The sequence below is a fragment of the Brevibacterium sp. genome (genome assembly GCF_052105255.1).
Taxonomy (GTDB): Bacteria; Actinomycetota; Actinomycetes; order Actinomycetales; family Brevibacteriaceae; genus Brevibacterium; species Brevibacterium linens_B.
Window position 1 is genome coordinate 1 of sequence record NZ_JBQDYQ010000057.1, and the last position, 19,518, is coordinate 19,518.

Genomic DNA, 19,518 nt, shown 5'->3' on the forward strand with positions numbered 1-19,518 from the left:
CGCTCAACGCCGATGAGTTCACACAGAGCGAGTTCGCGGACAACGGCATCAAGGTCACCGGCGAGGGCTTCACCCCGAACGGCCCGGTCACCGTCGTCGGCGGCAACGAAACGTCGCCGTTCGCAACTCAGGAAGTCGAAGCCGACGACGAAGGAAAGGTCTCCGCACCCCTGACATTCGAGGGCGACGGCCAACTCCCCGTCGGCGACTACTCCGTCTGGGCCGTCGACCAGGACACCGAAACCGAGTCCCCGGCTCAGGACTTCACCGTCACCGAAGACGACGCTGTTGAACCGATCGATGCTTCGCTCAAGGTCGATCCAAAGGAGATCACCGCCGAGGATCTCGCCAACAAGGACAAGGGCGTAACCGTCACCGTCACGGGCGTGAAGAAGGGTGACACGATCACCGATTCCCTCACCGGGAAGAGCGAGACCGCCGATGCCGATGGCGACTACACGCTCCACCTCTGGTACGAGGGCAACCCCGACAGCCTCGAGGCCGGCAAGGTTCCGTTCACCGTCACCATCGACCGCGAAGGCACCGAGTCGGAGACTCTCGACGGCAACATCAACGTTGTCGGCGACGACGATGGTGAGACCGAGGCACCCGCCGAGGCGACCTTCACAGTCTCACCGAAGACGATCGAGGCCGCAGACTTCGCCAACGAGAAGAAAGGCGTCACCCTCGCCGTCGAGAACTGCGAACCGGGCGCAGATGTCCACTTCGAGGTCAACCCGAAGGGCATCAACGTCACGGCCTACGAGAACACCGTCAAAGCCGATAACGAAGGCCGTGCGTCGGTCAATGTCTTCGGCACCTCGTCGGATGCCTCGGCCTACGTCGGCTCCTACACCGCGACTGCCACCTGCGGCGGTGACACCATGACGGACCCCTTCAAGGTCACCGCAGGCGCCGAAGGCGGAGGAGACGACAACGGCAACGGCGGCGGAGACAACGGTGATGCCGGCAACGGCGGTGGAGACGACGGCAACCAGCTGCCTCGCACCGGCGCCGACCTCGGCGGGCTGACGACGGGAGCCCTGCTCCTCCTCGTCGGCGGCGCCGCGATCGCACTGACCGGCCGCAAGAACAAGTTCGGACGGACTCCGACAAGCTTCTGATCCGAGACAGGCGGTCAGCCTGGAACGACAGACGAAGGGGCGGCTCAGCACACACTGAGCCGCCCCTTCGTCTGTTCTGCCGTCCGAGACGAATCGGTGCTTCCAGGTGAATGGAAAATGAACTCTGCGACGGGGCCGAAGTCAGTGCTGAACAAAACGACCACAACTATGTGTGTGGTGAATGTTGCATTACCGTTACATTCGTAATACTTCACACTCAGCTGTAACTTTCGAAGGAAATACATGAAGAAGCTCGCCCTCGCACCCGCGGTGGCCATCGCCATCACCGGCCTGGCCGCATCCCCAGTCATCGCTGCTCCCGAGGCCCCCGCCTCGGCCGACACTCAGCCCGCCAAGAGTGCCTCGGCGGAGTTCGCTAAAGCAAGCGTCGCCAAGGGCACCGGGGTAGCTCAAGGAGCCCTTGAAGACGTCAAGGCCAGCGTTTCGCCCCAGAAGGTCTCGCAGGAAGATCTCGCAAACCGGGAAAAGGGTGTCCAGGTCACCGTCACCGGCCTCGAGGCAGGCGACAAGGTTTCTGACAACATCTCCTACAAGGGGGGTCAGTCCGACACCGCAGAAGGCGACACTCTGACCTACACCATCTACAACACCACCGGGGATCCCAGCGCGATCGACCCCGGTGAGGTCAACTTCACGGTCATCGTCGAACGCGATGGCGAAAAGCAGGAGATCCCGGCGAGCTTCACCGTCACCGAAGGTGATTCCGACGAGCCCGAAGCTCCTGAGACCGACCCGAAGGTCTCGCTCAACGCCGACAAGTTCACGGAGAGCGAGTTTGCGGAGAACGGTGTCAAGGTCACCGGTGAAGGATTCGCTCCGGATACCGCAATCAACGTCGTCGGCGGAAACGCACAGTCGCCCTTCGCCACTAAGGAAGTCACGACTGACGGCGAAGGAAAGTTCTCCACAACACTGAAGTTCGAAGGCGATGGCGACCTCCCCGCCGGCGACTACTCAGTCTGGGCGTTCGACCCCGAAGCCGAGACCAGGTCCCCGGCTCAGGACTTCACCATCACCGAAGACGAGACCGAAGAACCCACCGCTCCGGCTGAAGAAGCCAAGCTGACCGTCTCCCCCGAGTCGATCACGCCTGCTGACTTCGTCAAGGAAGACAAGGGCGTCACCCTCGCCGTCGAGAACTGCGAACCCGGTGAAGATGTCCGCTTCCTCGTCAACCCCAAGGGCGAGTCGAGCGTCACCGCCTTCGACAAGACCGTCCAGGCTGACGACGAAGGCAAGGCCAACGTCAACGTCTACGGCACCAGCGCCTCCAACGCCTCGGCTTACATCGGCGATTACGACGTCACCGTCACCTGCGGCGATGACGAACTGACCGGTGACTTCTCGGTCGAGGACGACCCGAACGCCGGTGGCGGCGACGGCGATGAAGACGGCAACGACGATGGCGACAACGGAGATGCCGGCAACGGCGGCGACCTGCCTCGCACCGGTACCGAGCTGACCGGCCTCGTCGGCGGCGCCGGCCTCCTCCTCATCGGTGGAGTCGCAGTCGCCATGACCATGCGCCGCAAGAAGGTCGCACAGGATCCCGCTGAGATCTGATAGCGACCGACCTGAGCTCGCCCGGGCTCGATTGAGCTGGGCGTGAGACGACGAAGGGCGCGAACCCGATCGGGTTCGCGCCCTTCGTCGTCTCAGCGATGCCGGGCAGAAGACGGCTCATTCCATGCGGTCGTACCTCGAGCGCAGGGCGAGGAAGACTCCGTAGAGGACCAGGCCGAGACCCACAGCCAACAGCAGATACGGCCCGAACGGCTGATCGCGCATGCCCTTGAGCGCACCGTCGATTCCGGTGAACTCCTCCGGATCACCGGTCGCCGCGGACACCACGATGAGGATGCCCACCGACAGCAAAGTCGCACCTTTGCCCAGATACCCGACAACACCGGTGAAACCGACGAGGAAGCGAGTGAACGCGCTGCGCGGCCGACGCAGCTCGTCTTTCCACTTCCGCCGCAGACCGTTGACACAGAATACGATGCCGATGATCGCAATCACGGCGCCGACGGCCATGAGGATATACAGTCCAGCCGGCGCCTTCGCCACCGTCGTCGAGGCCTGTGAACTCGACTTACCCGAATCCGCTCCTCCGCCGAAGACGAATTGGGAGAAGGTTGCCGCCACGACTACATAGGCGATGGCAGAACCGACCATCGTGAAGAAGTCGGTCCACTGTTTCCTCCCCTGCTTCTCCTGCAGATCCCGAGTACCAGCGCCACGCAGCGATGCTGAGCCGAAGAACGCGTTGACCAGGCACCACAAAGCCATCAACGCACAGCCGAGGAAGCAGACGATGATGAGCACCATGCCGAAGGGCTGCGCAGCGATCTGGCCGACAGCTCCTGCCTGGTCGGCGTTGCCGCCGCCTTGCCCCAGCCCGATCGTCACAGCGGTCGCGCCGAGGATGGCGTGGACCAATCCATTGGCGATGAATCCCGCTCGGGCCACCCGCTCGAACCAGCGGCTGTCTGCGGCTTCCTGAGCCGCCGAATCAGCGCTGTCGGCGACCTGTCGAACCTTCTCTTTCTCGTCCACAGAGTCAGTGTCGCACAGCATCTGTACTTTTCTGCGCCGCAAACAAACAGAATCCTCGGACAGATGCGAAGAGGCGGAGCGCGAATACCCAGATGGGTTCGCACTCCGCCTCAGATCCGATCACACCGACTCTGACCGGCGACTGCCGACTCAGCCGCGCCGATACCGGTTGTACAGCACCAAGGCTCCCGGTTCAGGACGACCCTGTGGGCGTCGTCCCCTCGAGATCGAGACGACGTCTCCGCCCACGGTGCCGGCTGCGAAGACGCGCGCATCGCGTTCCTGCGCCGACCGGCGTGCCCGAACCTCGTCCTCGAGCTCCTCGTTGCGGCTCTTGAGCGCATCGACCTGATTCTGCAGGTCGATGATCTTCTTGATCCCGACGAGGTTGACTCCCTCGTCCTGCGACAGCTGCTGGATCAGTCGCAGCTTGGCGATGTCCCTTCCGGAATAACGCCGGCCCCGGCTCGCAGTGCGATCCGGAGTGACGAGACCCAGTCGGTCATACTGCCGCAGCGTCTGCGGGTGCATGCCCGCCAGATCCGCGGCCACCGAGATGACATACACCGCCGCACTCGATGAAATGTGCATTGTGATTAACCACCTCAGCTGGCCTTGGCCTTGTCCAGCAAGCCGGCGCGTGGATCCTCACCTTCGGTGGCGGCCTTGAAGGCCTCGACCGCTTGTTTGGCTTCCTTGGACAGATTCTTCGGCACCACGATCTGGACTGTCGCCAGCAGATCGCCGGTGCCTTTCTTCGTCTTCACACCTTTGCCCCGCACGCGCAGGGTCCGTCCCGAGGGTGTCCCCGGTGCGACCTTGACCTTGACGGGCGTTCCGCCCAGGGTCGGCACCTTGACCTCGGCGCCGAGGGCCGCCTCGTCGAAGCTGATCGGCAGCTCAATCCGCAGGTTGTCACCATCGCGGGTGAAGACCGGGTGCGGGCGTACGTGCACGGTGAGGATGACGTCACCGGGCTCGCCGCCGTTGGGGCTGGTCTTGCCCTTGCCGGCCAGGCGGATCTTCTGCCCGTCCTTGACCCCGATCGGTGTCCGCACGGTCAGCGGCTTCCCACCCGGCATATTCAGCTTCACCGAGGCACCGTTGATCGCTTCGGTGAACGACAGCGTCGTACTCGCCTTGATGTCGCCGCCCTTGACCGGAGGCTGGTAGCCGCCGTAACCGCCACCGCCGAAACCTCCGCCGAATCCGCCGAGCAGATCCGCCAGGTCCGGGGGAACGTCTCCCCCACCGGTGTAGGTCGTGCGGGTCCTGGTGCGTCCGCCGCCTCCGAAGAGGTCGGAGAACACATCGTCGAATCCGCCGCCGGCAGCCCCGCCCGGTCCACCGGAACCGGCGCTGAACCTGGCACCGCCGCCCATGGCGCGGACCTGATCGTACTGGGCCCGGGATTCCTTGTCGGAGAGCACCTGGTGGGCCTGGCCGATCTCCTTGAACTTCTCTTCGGCCTTCTCATCACCGGGGTTGGCGTCCGGGTGATACTTGCGCGCGAGCTTGCGATAAGCCTTCTTGATCTCAGCGTCGGAAGCATCCTTGGAGACGCCGAGGGTTTTGTAGAAGTCCTTATCGAACCAATCATTCTGAGGTCCGGTATTCACCTGGCACCTCCTTTCCTTCCAATCAATCCTGTCATCACGGTATTCACTTGTCCTCTCACAATCCGCATCCCCGGGGCACTGCCCCGAAGATCCGGACCGCCGCCGAGGCGGTTCCCCGGCCCCGTACCTCGGTGAACCGGCGTACGGGGCCGGCGGCCGCCTCGGCGATCGTTGTCGTTCAGTCCTCCGGCTGCTGGACACCGACACGGGCGGCGCGAATGATGCGCTCCCCGATACGGTAGCCCGGCTGCATGACCAGGAAGAGCGTCGGATTCTCGACCTCATCCGATGGCTGCTGCATGAGCGCCTCGTGGATGTTCGGGTCGAACTCGTCGCCGACCTCTCCGTATTGTTCGACGCCGATCTTGTTCAGCGATTCGACGAGCTTGTTCACGTGGGTCTCGAAAGGCCCGCTGACATCGCCGTTGTCGCGAGCGAGCTTGACCTCGTCGAGCACGGGGATCAGGGCCTCAACGACCTTGATCGTGCCGCCGAGAGCCGCACGCTCACGTTCGCGGTCGGCGCGCATCCGATACGCCGCATATTCGGCGTTGATGCGCTTGAGGTCGGCCAGGTACCCCGCTGCCTCCGAGCCCGGTTCGGGCTCGGCTTCCGGCTCGATGTCTTCGAGACCCGAGGCATCGGACGGGATGTCCACCCCGAGGTCGCTGGCATCGGACGCGGCAGCCTGTTCGGCATTCGCGTCCGAGGTCGGCTCCTCGCCGGCCCCGGCCGAGGCCGACTGGGCGTCGGCCTCGGGACGGACCTCACCGGTGTTCGGATCGACCCGGCGCTTGTCGCTGAAGTTGAAGCCTGGCTCCTCGGACGACTTGTCGTTGCCCTCGGCAGTCATTACTTCTTCTCCTCATCCTCATCGTCGACAACTTCGGCGTCGACGACATCGTCGTCTGCGCTTGCATCGGCGGTACCTTCACCGGCAGCTTCGGCGCCTTCGGCACCGCCCTGCTGGCTGTAGATGGCTTCGCCGATCTTCTGCTGGTTCTCCACGAGTTTGTCGTAGGCGGACTTCACGGCGTCGTCGTCTTCACCCTTGAGGGCTTCCTTGACGGCGTCGACATCGCCCTGCATCTCGGTCTTGAGCTCTTCCGGCAGCTTGTCGGCATTGTCGGTCAGCAGATTCTCGGTCTGGTAGGCGAGGTTCTCCGCATTGTTGCGGACGTCGGCAGCCTCACGGCGCTTCTTGTCCTCTTCTGCGTGCTCCTCGGCCTCACGAACCATGCGGTCGATGTCTTCCTTCGGCAACGCGGAACCGCCAGTGATCGTCATCGACTGCTCGGTGCCTGTGCCCTTGTCGGTGGCAGACACGTGGACGATGCCGTTGGCGTCGATGTCGAAGCCGACCTCGATCTGCGGCACACCGCGCGGAGCCGGAGCGATACCGGTCAACTCGAAAGTGCCGAGGTTCTTGTTGTCGCGAGTGAACTCCCGCTCACCCTGGAAGACCTGGACCGACACGGAGGACTGGTTGTCCTCTGCGGTGGTGAAGGTCTCCGAACGCTTGGTCGGGATCGGGGTGTTGCGCTCGATGAGCTTCGTCATCACGCCGCCCTTGGTCTCGAGTCCGAGCGAGAGCGGGGTGACGTCGATGAGCAGAACGTCCTTGCGCTCACCCACGAGGACACCGGCCTGCACGGCGGCGCCGATCGCGACGACCTCATCGGGGTTGACACCCTTGTTGGGTTCCTTGCCTCCGGTGAGTTCGGTGACGACCCGGGTCACGCTGGGCATGCGGGTCGATCCGCCGACGAGGACGACGTGGTCGATGTCCTTAACGGATACGCCGGCATCCTTCATCACAGCGTGGAACGGAGCCTTGGTGCGCTCGAGGAGATCCTTGGTCAGGTCCTCGAACTTCGCCCGGGTGAGGGTCTCATCCAGGTGGATGGGTCCGTTCTCACTCATCGACAGGTACTGCAGCGAGATGTTCGTGCTGGTAGCCGAGGACAGTTCCTTCTTGGCCTGCTCAGCGGCTTCCTTGAGGCGCTGCAGAGCGGTGGCGTCCTTGGTCAGGTCGACACCGTAGTTGTTCTTGACCTGCTCAACCAGCCAGTCGACGATCCGCTGATCCCAGTCGTCACCGCCGAGGCGGTTGTCACCTGAGGTCGCACGGACCTGAATGGTGGAGAAGTCGTCTTCGTCCTTGCCGACTTCGAGCAGCGAGACGTCGAACGTTCCGCCACCGAGGTCGAAGACGAGGATGAGTTCGTCTTCCTTGCCGCGCTCGAGGCCGTAGGCCAGAGCGGCAGCGGTGGGCTCGTTGATGATGCGCGAGACGTTGAGTCCGGCGATCTCACCAGCGTCCTTCGTGGCCTGTCGCTCGGCGTCGTTGAAGTAGGCAGGGACGGTGATCACCGCGTCGGTGACCTTCTCCTGCAGGTACTCCTCGGCGTCGTGCTTGAGCTTCTGGAGGATGCGGGCCGAGATCTCGGGAGCCGTCATCTTCTTGCCGCCGATTTCGGTGGACCAGTCGGTGCCCATGTGGCGCTTGACCGATGCGACGGTGTTCTTGACGTTCGTGACGGCCTGGCGCTTGGCGATCTCGCCGACGAGCCAGTCGCCGTTCTTGTTGACTGCGACGACGGACGGGGTCGTGCGACCGCCTTCGGCGTTCGGGATGACCTTCGGCTCGCCGCCTTCGAGGGCTGCAACGACGGAGTTCGTGGTTCCGAGGTCGATTCCAACTGCACGTGCCATAGTTTTCTCTCCTTAGTTCGTGAGTTCCTTCGACTCGAATGTGTGCGATCGGGCGGCGCCGGCCCTTGGGTCAGAACCACTCGACCGCACACATTGAGCCAACTGGACTCAAGTATTCTCTCCGAGGTTCCGACGGTCAAGTCGACCTCATCAAAGTTGCGTACACCAGACTCAACTTTGCTGAGGATAGTTTTATTCCGGCGGGAGAAAAATTCTTTTCAGACGGCTGCTGTAGGTTCTCGCGTGAGTTGCCACTTTCTCACTTTCTTGGCCATGGCGTGTCAAATTTCTTACGCACCTGTCAACCGAGGACCATCAGGATATGGCCGTTCGCAACGCAACGTTCCGATACTGCACCTTGACGAAGTCGCCACGACGTGGGCACGTGCTCGCGCAGATCTCGTCGTCCAGGGCCACCCCGCACGAATTCCACCGACTTATCGCGAAAACTACCCGGGACTGTTCTGGTTCTCGACGAACCGCCGACAACTGATTTACGAAAGTATTCTCGAGCTGGATCGACTCTGGTTAGCCGACTTCGGCACATCAGTGAATGTAATCCGCACACAACCGTTCCAACTCGCTGCACAATCAGACAATGCGCAGCGAACCCACGTCCCCGATATCTTGCTGACTCACGCCGATCAACGCGTCACTCTCCTCGACGTCAAGCCAAAGCATCTACTTGACGAACCGTCGGTGCGAAAGCAGTTTGAATGGACCAGAGTCCTCTGTGAAGAGAAGGCGTGGCATTACGAGATCTTCTCGGGCGGAGATTCCACAGTACTGAGAAACATCAAGATGATCTCCCTCGGTCGGCGACCAGAACGATTGCTGCCTGGTGTCGTATCGAAAGCCCGCGAGAAACTGCGTGACCATCCACTTTCCCTGAGCGACATCTTGAACAGCCGGCCACGAAAGCTCAACAAGGACGACTGGTATGTCGCTGTCCTTTCCCTAATCTGGTCTGGCGCTGCCGGAATCGATATGGATCGACGATTGAGCACAGAGTCGGTTCTTCAACCTTCGGGACAGGAACAGGTATGAGCACGACAGTTCTAGATGTCTCTGTCGGATCCCGACTCTGGTACCAAGGAACAGCATGGACAGTCGTTGAGCTTAATGGTTTTGCGGTGATACTGCGTTCGGCGGATCAGTTCAAAAGGGCCCATGCTCCGGCGCTAGCTGCCGCGGACACCGGCGACGAAAGCAGATTGGATGGAAGCCGCTCCGAGTTGATCAAACCCTACAGGCAATACATCTACGTATGATTGGCGCGATCACCGTGGCGTGCTCCCGAGGCTTTCGAGCCTGCGCCGCTCACGTTCAGTTCGGTTGTAACATTGCTGAGATTCCGTACGCAGGCATCCACCGCTAACCTTGCATTATGTCGAATCATCCTAGGAATCCAGTACCGTTCCCGTACGAACGCGATCGCGCCGCGGTGGAGCCGAGCCTCGTTTCAACTGGAGACCTCCCTGCGCCGGCAATCGTCGAGAAGATGATGGAGAAGACCCACTCGATGTACGCAGGCCTCGAGGAGGGAAACGTTGCAAGTTACATTCCGAAGCTCGCAGAGGCAGACCCTCGATGGTTCGGCCTCACTTTGGCGTCAACAAATGGCAGCACCTTCAGCACCGGTGATTCGAGACAAGAGTTCTCCATCCAGTCGATCGCAAAGGCGTTCGTCTATGCGCTCGTGTGCGACTCAGTCGGCCACGATGAGGTCCGTGAGCGGATCGGTGTAAATAACACGGGTCTGCCATTCAACTCCGTCATGGCGATCGAGCTGAATGCGGGACATACCATGAACCCTATGGTCAATGCCGGGGCTTTGGCGACGACGTCGCTCGTGCCGGGGGAATCATGGGACCAGAAATGGGAATTCATCCATGCGGGACTGTCCGCCTTCGCTGGGCGTGACCTGCTACTTGATGACGATGTGTATCAGTCGGAAATGGAGACGAATCTGCGCAACCTGAGCATCGCTCGACTGTTGCAGAGCTACGGCCACATCGCTGTGGACCCAGCCTGTGTCACTGAGCTGTACACACGTCAGTGCTCACTTCGCGTAACGACCGAAGATCTTGCGATCATGGGAGCTACGCTGGCGAACGGTGGCGCCCATCCGGTGACCGGAGCATCAGTAGTCAGTCCCGCTGTCAGCCAAGACGTCCTCTCGGTGATGGCAACCACCGGAATGTACGAAGCGAGTGGGGACTGGCTCTACGAGATCGGCATGCCAGGAAAGAGCGGAGTCGCCGGCGGCGTCGTCACAGTCGCACCGGGCAAAGGAAGCCTTGCCATATTCTCTCCGCCCCTCGACGCGGCCGGGAACAGTGTGCGCGGAATACACGCGACTGCCCATCTCTCCCGAAAGCTTGGTCTCAACCTCTTTTCCTCGACACCGCGAAAGCGAGGCTGAACAAGGAGAGCCAGCGACGCCTTTGTCATCAGCGAACTCTCACGGCTGCTGACCAGGGCGCAGCGGACAGGAGGCATGAACGAGGTGGTGTTAACTGTTTGTGCTGGTCAGTAGGCTTAACTGATCGCTCGTGGGTGACTACAGTGGCGCCTAGAATGAGGTTATGAGCCCGTTCGTTCGTAGCGTGCCCGGCAGGCCCGGCGTCACGCTTGTGCAGATCGTGGACAAACCAGGCGGACAGTACAAGATCGTCAAGCACATCGGATCGGCTCGAACTGAAGCAGAACTGGCCGTGAAGATGGAAGAGGCACGGGAGTTCCTCAACCCCGGCCAAGGCGTTCCGGACTTCGATACCGTCGACTCCGCAATGGTTGGCCACACCGCGGTATTAGGCGCCAAACGCTGCGGCCTGCTCATCGATACCATCGACACGGCCTATCGACGCCTCGGCTTCGACATCGTCAACGACGACGTGTTCTTCCAACTCGTGCTGGCGCGTTCGGTCGAGCCGACATCGAAACGCGACAGCATCCGCGTCCTTGACGACATCGGCGCGAAGCCGCCGCACTACAACACGCCGCTCAACGCAGTCGGCCGTGCCCACAGCAGGAAGTACCGCGACCAAATCGCTGAGAAATGCTACACGTACGCGGAGCCAACCGACGGTGTGACGCTGTGCCTTTTCGACGTCACGACATTGTATTTCGAGGCAGAGAAAGAAGACGACTTCCGCAAAGTCGGGTACCCCAAAGAACGCCGAGTCGACCCGCAGATCGTCGTCGGGCTCCTCGTCGACCTCCACGGCTTCCCGTTAGAGATCGGCTGCTACGAGGGCAACAAAGCCGAAACGCACACGATCATCCCGATCGTGAAACAGTTCCAAGACTGTCATAGGATCGCCGATATGGTCATCGCCGCCGATGCCGGAAAGCTTTCGGCGAAGAATCTGAAAGATCTCGACGATGCCGGTCTACGGTTCATCGTCGGTTCGCGCCTAACTCGGGCACCAGGCGACCTGGCCACGGACTTCCATTGGGAAGGAACAGCCACCGACGACGGACGTATCGTCGATACGATCACTCCACGCGGAGCAAAACGCCTCGATCCCGAACGGGTCAGCACGAGAGCTGAATCCGCGTGGACGGATGAATCGCATCCGGACGCATGGCGGGCCGTGTGGCAGTTCCGACGGAAACGAGCCGTCAGGAACCGGCAGACACTGACCCAGCAGCGCAACAAAGCTGTCGCCATGACCGCAGCTGAAGTGATCGGGAATTATCACGAGCCTTGGCACGTCGAGCAGTCGTTTCGCATGTCGAAGACCGATCTGAGGGCCCGCCCGATCTTCCACCGCACCAGGGACGCAATGGAAGCGCACCTGACGATCGTGTTCACCGCGCTAGCCGTAGAGCGCTACCTCTACGCTGTCACTGACTGGTCGAAGAAACGCATCATCACCACGCTCAAGCCCATCATTGAAACGGCAGTCACGATCGCTGGGCATACCGTCGCTGCCGCCGACCCTGTCAGCGATGACGCTGCCCATATCCGCGACGCACTCACACCGCCAGGGTAACTACCGCTGTGGAGTCCGGTCAGAGCCGGACAGTAGTCGAATAAAACCGCTAGTGCCCGCCGAGACCGCCTGTGAGCCGAGCATGGAACGCAGTCGTGAAGTCGTTCATGCCGACGAACTCCACAGATTTCCCGTGCTGCTCGTATTTCGTCTCGATCGTGTCGAGAGCGGCGACGGTCGACGCGTCCCAGATATGCGACTTCGTGAAATCGATGACGACCCGATCCGGATCGTCAGCGTATTCGAACAGCGTCGTCAGGTCGTTGCTGGAGGCGAACAGCAGCTGCCCTTCGACTGCATAGTGCGCGACCTTCTGATCACCCTGCACCTGGATCTCACGGCGAACGTCGATGAGATGGGCAACGCGACGGACGAACATCACAGAGGCCACGAACACCCCGACGACGACGCCGATGGCGAGGTTGTGAGTCGCGACGACCACGGCGACGGTGATGATCATGACGGCAGTTTCGCTCTTGGGCATTCGCTTGAGCGTGGCGAGCCTGATCGAGTGCCAGTCGAAGGTGCCGACCGAGACCATGATCATCACGGCGACGAGGGCCGCCATCGGAATGTCGGACACGACGTCGCCGAGCGCGACGACGAGGATCAGCAGGAACAACCCGGCGAGGAAGGTCGATATGCGGGTGCGGGCGCCGGAGGCTTTGACGTTGATCATGGTCTGGCCGATCATGGCGCATCCGCCCATGCCGCCGAAGAACCCTGAAAGGATGTTCGCCACTCCCTGGCCCCAACCTTCGCGGGTCTTGTTCGAATGCGTGTCTGTGACATCGTCGACGAGCTTCGCCGTCATCAGTGATTCCATGAGTCCGACGAGGGCCATCGCCAGAGAGTACGGGGCGATGATCGTCAACGTCTCCCAGGTCAGGGGGACGCCGGGGATGAACAGCTCCGGCAGACTGCGGGGCAGCTCCCCCTGATCGCCGACGGTGGGGACGTTGATCGCGAAGGCCACGACGGCGACGGTGACGATGATGATCGATATCAGCGGAGCGGGGACGACCTTGGTGATCTTCGGCATGACGATCATGATGACCAGACCGACTGCAACGAGCGGGTAGACCATCCAGGGCACATCGATCAGCTGTGGGAGCTGCGCCGAGAAGATGAGGATCGCCAAGGCGTTGACGAATCCGACCATGACGCTGCGGGGAATGAAACGCATCAGCTTCGCGGCACCGAACACGGCGAGCACGATCTGCAGCACTCCGGCGAGCAGGACGGTGGCGATGAAGTAGTCGATTCCGTATTCACGGGCCACCGGCGCGATGACGAGCGCGACTGCGCCGGTCGCGGCGGTGATCATCGCCGGGCGTCCGCCGACGAAGGCAATGGTCACGGCCATGATGAATGAGGAGAACAGGCCGAATTTCGGGTCGACGCCGGCGATGATGGAAAACGAGATCGCCTCAGGGATCAGCGCCAGCGCAACGACCAGTCCCGCCAGAACTTCTCGCACGAGAAGACGCGGAGTCTTCAGTGCAGTCGCCACCGAGGGGTCGGGCAGGTAGCGGCTCCGATCGTCGGCGGTGGTCGTGTTCGTCGTCATGTTTGAGCCTCCAAGGCCGGGAGCACGTCAGGTGTGACACCATCTGAAAGAGGGATGCGCTTGCGCGAGGTCGGCATGCTCCCGCTTCACGCGAAAGGTGAAATCCGGGAACGCATCGCGCTGCGCTACGGGCGCCGGAATCAACCTTAACGTAACGTAAGGGTTGGCGTGAATTGAGGAGAGTGTCGATGGCCGAGACCGGAATGATGCACATCGGAGAGCTGGCTGAACGCACGGGGCTGTCGCTGCGGACGATTCGCCACTACGACCAGATCGGCCTGCTGACTCCTTCGGGCAGGTCGGAGGGAGGTTTCCGCCTCTACACGGAAGACGATCATGACCAGCTGATGTTGATTCGCAGGATGAAGCCGCTGGGGTATTCGCTGGAACAGATGGGTGACCTGCTCCGGGCACTGGAGAGTGCTCGCGGAAGCGAGCCGTCCCGGGCCGATGGAGCGAATGAGCTGGCGCAGTTTCTCGATGATGCTCACGAACGCCGCAGCGGACTCGCGCGTCAGCTCGCCGCCGCCGATGAGTTCATCGATCAGCTCAACTCACGGATCACTGACTAGAGGAGCGACTTCGGGGAGCTGAGGATTCGACTCAATCGCCGAGGTGGTCCTCCAGATCGTCGAGGATCTGACCGGCCCCGGTGGGCCCGAGGCCGAGGAACCAGACATCATCGTTGACGCGGATGGCTCTGTCCTCTTTGACCGCGTCGAGCCCCTGCCACTGGCTCGACTCGAGCGCCTTCGTCTCACCTGTGGCACCAGGGTCGCCGTAGCTGGTGTAGAAGACATAGTCCCCTGCGGCCTGGTCGAGGTTCTCCGGGGAGATCTCGACGGCGAGTTCATCGACGTCCTGATTCTTCGGGCGCTTGAAACCCGCATCGCTCAGGATGACTCCGATGAGCGACTGATTCGCATAGAGGCGCAGGCGCTCAGGCATGAAGCGCACGAGCGAGATCGTCGGATCGCCGTCGACAGAGTCCCTGAGTTCCCCGGCCTCACGAGCGTAGTCCTCGAGTTCCTTCGTCGTCTCGTCTTCCATGCCCATCGCTTCACCGACGAGGCGGAAGTTCTCCTTCCACGGGAATCCCGGACGGATGGAGAACACCGTCGGGGCGATCGCGTCGAGTTCGTCATAGAGTTTGTCGGCGCGCAGCTGACTGCCGAGGATGAGGTCGGGTTCGAGCGAAGCGATCTTCTCCAGATCAAGCTCCTGAATCGTGCCGACCGTCTCGACTCCCTCGACCTGGTCTTCGAGGTAGCTCGGCACCGGGCTGGCGCCTTCGGTCGTCACCATGCCGACGGGCGTGATGCCCAGCGACAGGACATCGTCGAGCTCTCCGGTGTCGAGAACGACGACGCGCTCGGGTTTCTTCTCGATCTCGGTCGAGCCGTTGGCATGCGTGACCGTTCGCGGGAAGACCCCGGCCTCGGCATCGCTGCCGAGCTTCGCGGTCTCCTCATCAGCAGTGCCGAAGTCTTTGCCGCCGACGGCGACGTCCTTGTTGCTGGCATCCCCATCGGTGCCTCTATCGCCCTCGGCAGCACAGCCGGTGGCGAGCAGGGCAAGGGTCAGTGCGGAGGCGGCCACTGCGACCGCCCGATACTTCAACATCAGATTCACACAGATGAGCCTACCCTAACTAATGCCGCAGGAGGCAAGCCGAGAGCACTCCGCGGATTGAGATGACGGTCAGCCGCCTCGGCGAATCAGGCCTTCGCGGGTCGGGAACTGATGATCTCGGCCCGCTCATCACGATTGAACCGACGCAGCTGGGTCACGTGCGAGGGGTTGAGCTCGGAGACATCGGCAACCTGGAGCAGGCGCATGGTGCGCTCGACCTGCTCGCCGAGAATCTCGATCGTCCGGTCTACGCCTTCCCGACCGCCGGCCATGAGACCGAAGAGGTAGGCGCGGCCGATGAGGGTGAAGTTCGCGCCGAGCGCCAGGGAGGCGACGATGTCGGCGCCGTTGCGGATTCCGGTGTCGATGATGATCTCCACGTCCTTGCCGATCTCACGAGCCACCTCGGGGAGGAGCTCGAAGGGAACGGGTGCCCGGTCGAGCTGACGTCCGCCGTGGTTGGACAGGACGATCGAGTCGACGCCGAGGTCGGCGAGCTTTTTCGCATCCTCGAGCGTCTGCACGCCCTTGACGGAGAACTTGCCCGGCCACATGGCGCGGATCTCCGCGAGGTCGTCGAAATCGATCGAGGGATCCATCGCCGAATCGAGGAGCTCGCCGACGGTGCCGCCGGTCTCCGACAGGGAGGCGAACTCGAGCTTCGGGGTGGTCAGGAAGTCCCACCACCACCAGGGACGCGGGATGGCATTGAGGATCGTCTGCGGGGTCAGCTGCGGCGGGATGGAGAAGCCGTTGCGGGTATCGCGCAGTCGGGCACCGGCGACGGGAGCGTCGACAGTGAAAAACAGGGTGTCGAATCCGGCGTTCTTCGCGCGCTCGACGAGGCCGTAGGAGATGTCGCGCTGCTTCATCACATAGAGCTGGAACCAGTTGCGCCCGTGCGGGTTGGTCTTCTTCACGTCCTCGATCGACGTCGTGCCCAGCGTCGAGAGCGTGAACGGGATGCCCGCAGCCCCCGCGGCTCCGGCGCCGGCGGTCTCACCCTCGGTCTGCATGAGTCGGGTGAAGCCGGTCGGCGCAATGCCGAAGGGCATGGCCGAGCTGCCGCCCATGATCTGGGTCGAGGTGTCGACGTTCGTGACGTCCTTGAGGATCGAGGGGTGGAATTCGATGTCGCGGAAGGACTGGACCGAGCGCTCCATCGAGATCTCACCCTCGGCGGCCCCATCCGTGTAGTCGAACGCCGCGGCCGGGGTCCGGCGCTTCGCGATCTTGCGCAGGTCCTCGATTGTCAGCGCATTCTCCAGGCGGCGCTTCTTCGGGTCGAGTTCGAACTTCTTGAACTTCATCAGTTCGAAGATCTCGGACGGCTGAGGAATCTGCCTCTTGACCATGTTTATCGCTCCTTCTGTTTGGCGGTGGTTGGTGAGAAAATGATTAGTGCGGACGGTCCGGTCGCCGCCACGGCAGCGAGGGGGCCTCAGTGCGAGGGCACCATCCAGGACAGCACCGTCGACTGGAGTCCGACGAGCAGACACATGGCGACGAGCATGCCCAACGACCAGCCGATGACGCGGCGGAGGATCGAAGCCTCCTTGCCGAGCAGACCGACGGCGGTGGCTGCGATGGTGAGGTTCTGCGGGCTGACCATCTTACCGAGGACTCCACCCGAGCTGTTGGCGCCGACGAGCAGCAGCGGATTGAGCCCGGCCTCGTGTGCGGCGGTCTGCTGCAGAGTGGCGAACAGTGCGTTCGCCGAGGTGTCTGAACCGGTGACAGCAGTGCCCAGCCAGCCGAGGATCGGCGAGAGGAAGGCGAAGAAGGCACCGGTGCCGGCGATCCAGGTGCCGATGGTGATCGTCTGCCCCGAGAGGTTCATGACATAGGCCAGCGCGAGAACCGATCCGACGGTGAGGATCGAGAACTTCATCTTCACAACGTTGACGATGAAGACATCGACGGCGTCCTTCGCCGACATCTTGTACACGATCGCAACGATGATGCCGGAGATGAGCAGCAGGGTGCCCGGGGAAGACAGCCATTGGAAGTTGTAGACCGTGCTCGTCGAGACTTCGCCGGCAGAGTTGAAGATGTTTCCATCCAGTCCGGGCCATGGGATCTTCACATCGGTCGAGGCCAGCCAGTTGTTGAGTACCGGCACGAGTTTGGCCACGGAGAAGATGGCGATCACCAGCAGGTACGGGAAGAGCGCGAGGACGACTCGGGACCCGGTCAGCGGCGCGGTCTCCTTCTTCACATCGGTAGCCACAGCTGCAGAAGCGCTGCCGGCGTCAGGGGCGGCGGCGCCTTCGTGTTCGCGCTCATCGGCCATGCGGTCGAGTGCCTCCTGTCCGCCCTTCGGCTTCCAGAACCGGAGCATGATGACGACGGCGGCGAGGCCGACCAGGGAAGCGATGATGTCGGTGAGTTCGACGGAGAGGAATGTGGCCGAAACGTACTGCGCGAGGCCGAAGGCGATGCCCACGACGAGGGCCAGCGGCCAGATCTGCTTCAGCCCGCGACGCCCGTCGACCAGCAGGACGAGGAACAGCGGCACGACCGCGGCGAGGAACGGGGTCTGGTGGCCGACCATCGCGCCGATGTCCTGGTAGTCGATTCCTGTGAGGGTGCCGGCGGTGATGATCGGGATGGCGATCGCACCGAAAGCCACGGGCGCGGTGTTGGCCACGAGGACCACGACCGCAGCACGCATGGCGGTGAAGCCGACGGCGACCAGCATGACACCGGTGATCGCCACAGGGGCGCCGAATCCGGCGAGCGCCTCGAGGAGACCGCCGAAGCAGAAGGCGACGATGATCGCCTGGATGCGCGGGTCGTCGGAGATGACGTTGATGACCAGCCGCAGGTCTTCGAAGTGGCCCGAGCGCACGGTGAGTTCGTAGAGCCAGATAGCGGTGATGACGATCCACATGATCGGGAACAGTCCGAAGGCGAACCCCTGTGTCGCCGACAGCGCAGCGAGCCCGACGGGCATTCCGTAGGCGGCGATCGCGACGATGAGAGCGACGCCGACGGCGGTCAGTCCGGCCCAGTGGGCCTTCCACTTCAGCGCGCCGAGGGTGACGAAGATCGTCAGCAGCGGCAGGATCGCCAACAGAGACGACCACAGAAGGCTGTCGGCCACCGGCGCGATTTCGGGTGTGTACATGGCTTCTCCAACACAGCCGGGCATGCCCACGACGGGTCCGTTCCCCTGTGAACGCGCACCGAACTCGAATGATCATATTTTTCAGTATGGCCTTGGTGAGGTCAGACCATGAAAGTGAGCATAGGACGAAGATGTGATCTGCGTCAAATGTCCTCGGGCGCTCTGGTCACGCCCACGAGCAGCGCGAAGAATGGCATGACATGATGGCGCGGTGGAGACAACCATGAGTGATGACACGAACGACTTCCGCCTGGAACAGACCGGCAGCGCCGCGGCGGCTGCGGGACCCGAGTGGAAACCGGTGACCCGCGCGAGCACCTATGAGCTCGTCATCGACGCCGTCGAAGAGCAGATCATGGCCGGCACACTGGGCGTCGGAGATCCCCTGCCGGCCGAACGCGACCTGGCCATGAAGCTCGGTGTCAGCCGGGCCAGTGTGCGCGAAGCTCTGCGGGTGCTCGAGAGCCTCGGTGTCGTCCGATCCTCGGGCGGGTCCGGACGTGGCGCCGGAACGTTCATCGCCGCAATGCCCTCGGCCGCGCTGACCCGCTTCCTCCGCCTTCATGTCGCGCTCACGAACTTCAGCATCGATGACGTGACGGAGACGCGCATCCAGCTCGAACGCTCGAGCGCGATCCTTGCGGCGACCCGTGCCGACAAGGACTCCCTGGCCGCCATCAATGCTCAGCTCGCCATGATGGACACCCCCGGCATCAGCTTGGAGACCTTCAACGATGCCGATACTGCGTTCCATGTGGCCATCGCACAGGCGGCCGGCAATCAGCTGTTCTCCGATCTCACCGGGGCCATCCGCACCTCTCTGCGGAAATCGATCTTCTCCTCATTCAGCCGGGTCGACGACCAGCAGGCGCTGATGGCGAAGCTGCAGTCCCAACACCACGGGATCATGGACGCCATCACTGCTGGTCGCGCCGAAGATGCCGCGGCTCTCACCGAAGAGCACATCCGCTTCGCCGCTTCACGCCTCCCCGGCCTCTCAGACACCTGACCCTCCCCAATTACTACCTGACGGCGGCCCCCCCACCACCCCGGGGGGGTGGGGGGCCCCCGGAGGGGGGAAATTTTGGTGTAGGGTGGGGTGGGGGACGGGGGGGGGTGCGCCTGGGGGACGGTGGGGCCCGGGCGGGGG

At 62.5% G+C, this 19,518-nt stretch carries 15 protein-coding genes and 1 pseudogene; 7 read left to right on the forward strand and 9 right to left on the reverse strand.

Features of this window, described 5'->3' with window-relative positions; genetic code table 11:
• A pseudogene (locus ACTIIH_RS13310) lies at positions 1–1,124 on the forward strand (hypothetical protein); the annotation flags it as partial.
• A 243-nt stretch (positions 1,125–1,367) separates the two neighbouring features.
• Positions 1,368–2,708, forward strand: a complete 1,341-nt coding sequence (locus tag ACTIIH_RS13315; RefSeq protein ID WP_441452318.1) for an LPXTG cell wall anchor domain-containing protein — start codon at positions 1,368–1,370, stop codon at positions 2,706–2,708.
• 117 nt (positions 2,709–2,825) lie between these two features.
• Here the strand turns inward: ACTIIH_RS13315 and ACTIIH_RS13320 are convergent, their stop codons facing one another.
• From ACTIIH_RS13320 to dnaK, 5 genes are all read right to left on the reverse strand, one after another.
• On the reverse strand, positions 2,826–3,701 hold the full coding sequence (locus tag ACTIIH_RS13320) for a DUF1206 domain-containing protein (RefSeq protein WP_441452320.1): 876 nt from the start codon (positions 3,699–3,701) through the stop codon (positions 2,826–2,828).
• A gap of 150 nt (positions 3,702–3,851) precedes the next feature.
• Complete coding sequence (locus ACTIIH_RS13325; RefSeq protein ID WP_173155317.1) at positions 3,852–4,292, reverse strand: heat shock protein transcriptional repressor HspR; 441 nt, start codon at positions 4,290–4,292, stop codon at positions 3,852–3,854.
• Positions 4,293–4,306: 14 nt separating this feature from the next.
• On the reverse strand, positions 4,307–5,320 hold the full coding sequence (locus ACTIIH_RS13330; protein ID WP_441090061.1) for a DnaJ C-terminal domain-containing protein: 1,014 nt from the start codon (positions 5,318–5,320) through the stop codon (positions 4,307–4,309).
• Positions 5,321–5,498: 178 nt separating this feature from the next.
• Entirely contained in the window at positions 5,499–6,173 is a 675-nt protein-coding gene (locus ACTIIH_RS13335; protein WP_441452322.1) for a nucleotide exchange factor GrpE, read from the reverse strand.
• On the reverse strand, positions 6,173–8,035 hold the full coding sequence (gene dnaK, locus ACTIIH_RS13340; RefSeq protein WP_441090059.1) for a molecular chaperone DnaK: 1,863 nt from the start codon (positions 8,033–8,035) through the stop codon (positions 6,173–6,175). Before dnaK ends, ACTIIH_RS13335 begins: the two co-directional genes overlap by 1 nt.
• Before the next feature lie 243 nt (positions 8,036–8,278).
• Here dnaK and ACTIIH_RS13345 point away from each other — a divergent pair, with 243 nt between their 5' ends.
• The 3 genes from ACTIIH_RS13345 to ACTIIH_RS13355 all read left to right on the forward strand — a co-directional run bounded on the left by ACTIIH_RS13345 (position 8,279) and on the right by ACTIIH_RS13355 (position 12,036).
• Positions 8,279–9,082, forward strand: a complete 804-nt coding sequence (locus tag ACTIIH_RS13345; protein WP_441090058.1) for a TnsA-like heteromeric transposase endonuclease subunit — start codon at positions 8,279–8,281, stop codon at positions 9,080–9,082.
• A gap of 340 nt (positions 9,083–9,422) precedes the next feature.
• Positions 9,423–10,460, forward strand: coding sequence for a glutaminase A (glsA, locus tag ACTIIH_RS13350; RefSeq protein WP_441090057.1), 1,038 nt, complete (start codon positions 9,423–9,425; stop codon positions 10,458–10,460).
• 163 nt (positions 10,461–10,623) lie between these two features.
• Positions 10,624–12,036, forward strand: a complete 1,413-nt coding sequence (locus tag ACTIIH_RS13355; RefSeq protein ID WP_441452325.1) for an IS1634 family transposase — start codon at positions 10,624–10,626, stop codon at positions 12,034–12,036.
• 49 nt (positions 12,037–12,085) lie between these two features.
• Here ACTIIH_RS13355 and ACTIIH_RS13360 read toward each other — a convergent pair whose 3' ends face one another.
• Positions 12,086–13,606 (reverse strand): SulP family inorganic anion transporter, encoded by a 1,521-nt coding sequence (locus tag ACTIIH_RS13360; protein WP_441452327.1) that lies wholly within the window; start codon positions 13,604–13,606, stop codon positions 12,086–12,088.
• A gap of 188 nt (positions 13,607–13,794) precedes the next feature.
• On the opposite strand from ACTIIH_RS13360, the gene ACTIIH_RS13365 reads away from it, so the two are divergent.
• Positions 13,795–14,178, forward strand: coding sequence for a MerR family transcriptional regulator (locus ACTIIH_RS13365; protein ID WP_441452329.1), 384 nt, complete (start codon positions 13,795–13,797; stop codon positions 14,176–14,178).
• Between the two features lie 31 nt (positions 14,179–14,209).
• Here ACTIIH_RS13365 and ACTIIH_RS13370 read toward each other — a convergent pair whose 3' ends face one another.
• The 3 genes from ACTIIH_RS13370 to ACTIIH_RS13380 form a co-directional block, all read right to left on the reverse strand.
• Positions 14,210–15,229: an ABC transporter substrate-binding protein gene (locus tag ACTIIH_RS13370; protein WP_441452337.1), complete on the reverse strand. Its 1,020-nt coding sequence runs from the start codon at positions 15,227–15,229 to the stop codon at positions 14,210–14,212.
• 95 nt (positions 15,230–15,324) lie between these two features.
• Entirely contained in the window at positions 15,325–16,593 is a 1,269-nt protein-coding gene (locus ACTIIH_RS13375) for an alpha-hydroxy acid oxidase (protein ID WP_441452331.1), read from the reverse strand.
• 86 nt (positions 16,594–16,679) lie between these two features.
• Positions 16,680–18,368, reverse strand: coding sequence for an L-lactate permease (locus ACTIIH_RS13380; RefSeq protein ID WP_441452333.1), 1,689 nt, complete (start codon positions 18,366–18,368; stop codon positions 16,680–16,682).
• Between the two features lie 223 nt (positions 18,369–18,591).
• On the opposite strand from ACTIIH_RS13380, the gene ACTIIH_RS13385 reads away from it, so the two are divergent.
• Entirely contained in the window at positions 18,592–19,377 is a 786-nt protein-coding gene (locus tag ACTIIH_RS13385) for a FadR/GntR family transcriptional regulator (protein WP_441452335.1), read from the forward strand.
• Positions 19,378–19,518 lie beyond the last annotated feature (141 nt).

Bases quoted from the DNA above. Each gene is read 5' to 3' on its own strand.
- ACTIIH_RS13315 (WP_441452318.1), top strand. From the start codon at position 1,368: ATGAAGAAGCTCGCCCTCGCACCCGCGGTGGCCATCGCCATCACCGGC.
- ACTIIH_RS13325 (WP_173155317.1), bottom strand. From the start codon at position 4,292: ATGCACATTTCATCGAGTGCGGCGGTGTATGTCATCTCGGTGGCCGCG.
- ACTIIH_RS13335 (WP_441452322.1), bottom strand. From the start codon at position 6,173: ATGACTGCCGAGGGCAACGACAAGTCGTCCGAGGAGCCAGGCTTCAAC.
- dnaK (WP_441090059.1), bottom strand. From the start codon at position 8,035: ATGGCACGTGCAGTTGGAATCGACCTCGGAACCACGAACTCCGTCGTT.
- glsA (WP_441090057.1), top strand. From the start codon at position 9,423: ATGTCGAATCATCCTAGGAATCCAGTACCGTTCCCGTACGAACGCGAT.
- ACTIIH_RS13355 (WP_441452325.1), top strand. From the start codon at position 10,624: ATGAGCCCGTTCGTTCGTAGCGTGCCCGGCAGGCCCGGCGTCACGCTT.
- ACTIIH_RS13360 (WP_441452327.1), bottom strand. From the start codon at position 13,606: ATGACGACGAACACGACCACCGCCGACGATCGGAGCCGCTACCTGCCC.
- ACTIIH_RS13365 (WP_441452329.1), top strand. From the start codon at position 13,795: ATGGCCGAGACCGGAATGATGCACATCGGAGAGCTGGCTGAACGCACG.
- ACTIIH_RS13370 (WP_441452337.1), bottom strand. From the start codon at position 15,229: ATGTTGAAGTATCGGGCGGTCGCAGTGGCCGCCTCCGCACTGACCCTT.
- ACTIIH_RS13375 (WP_441452331.1), bottom strand. From the start codon at position 16,593: ATGGTCAAGAGGCAGATTCCTCAGCCGTCCGAGATCTTCGAACTGATG.
- ACTIIH_RS13380 (WP_441452333.1), bottom strand. From the start codon at position 18,368: ATGTACACACCCGAAATCGCGCCGGTGGCCGACAGCCTTCTGTGGTCG.
- ACTIIH_RS13385 (WP_441452335.1), top strand. From the start codon at position 18,592: ATGAGTGATGACACGAACGACTTCCGCCTGGAACAGACCGGCAGCGCC.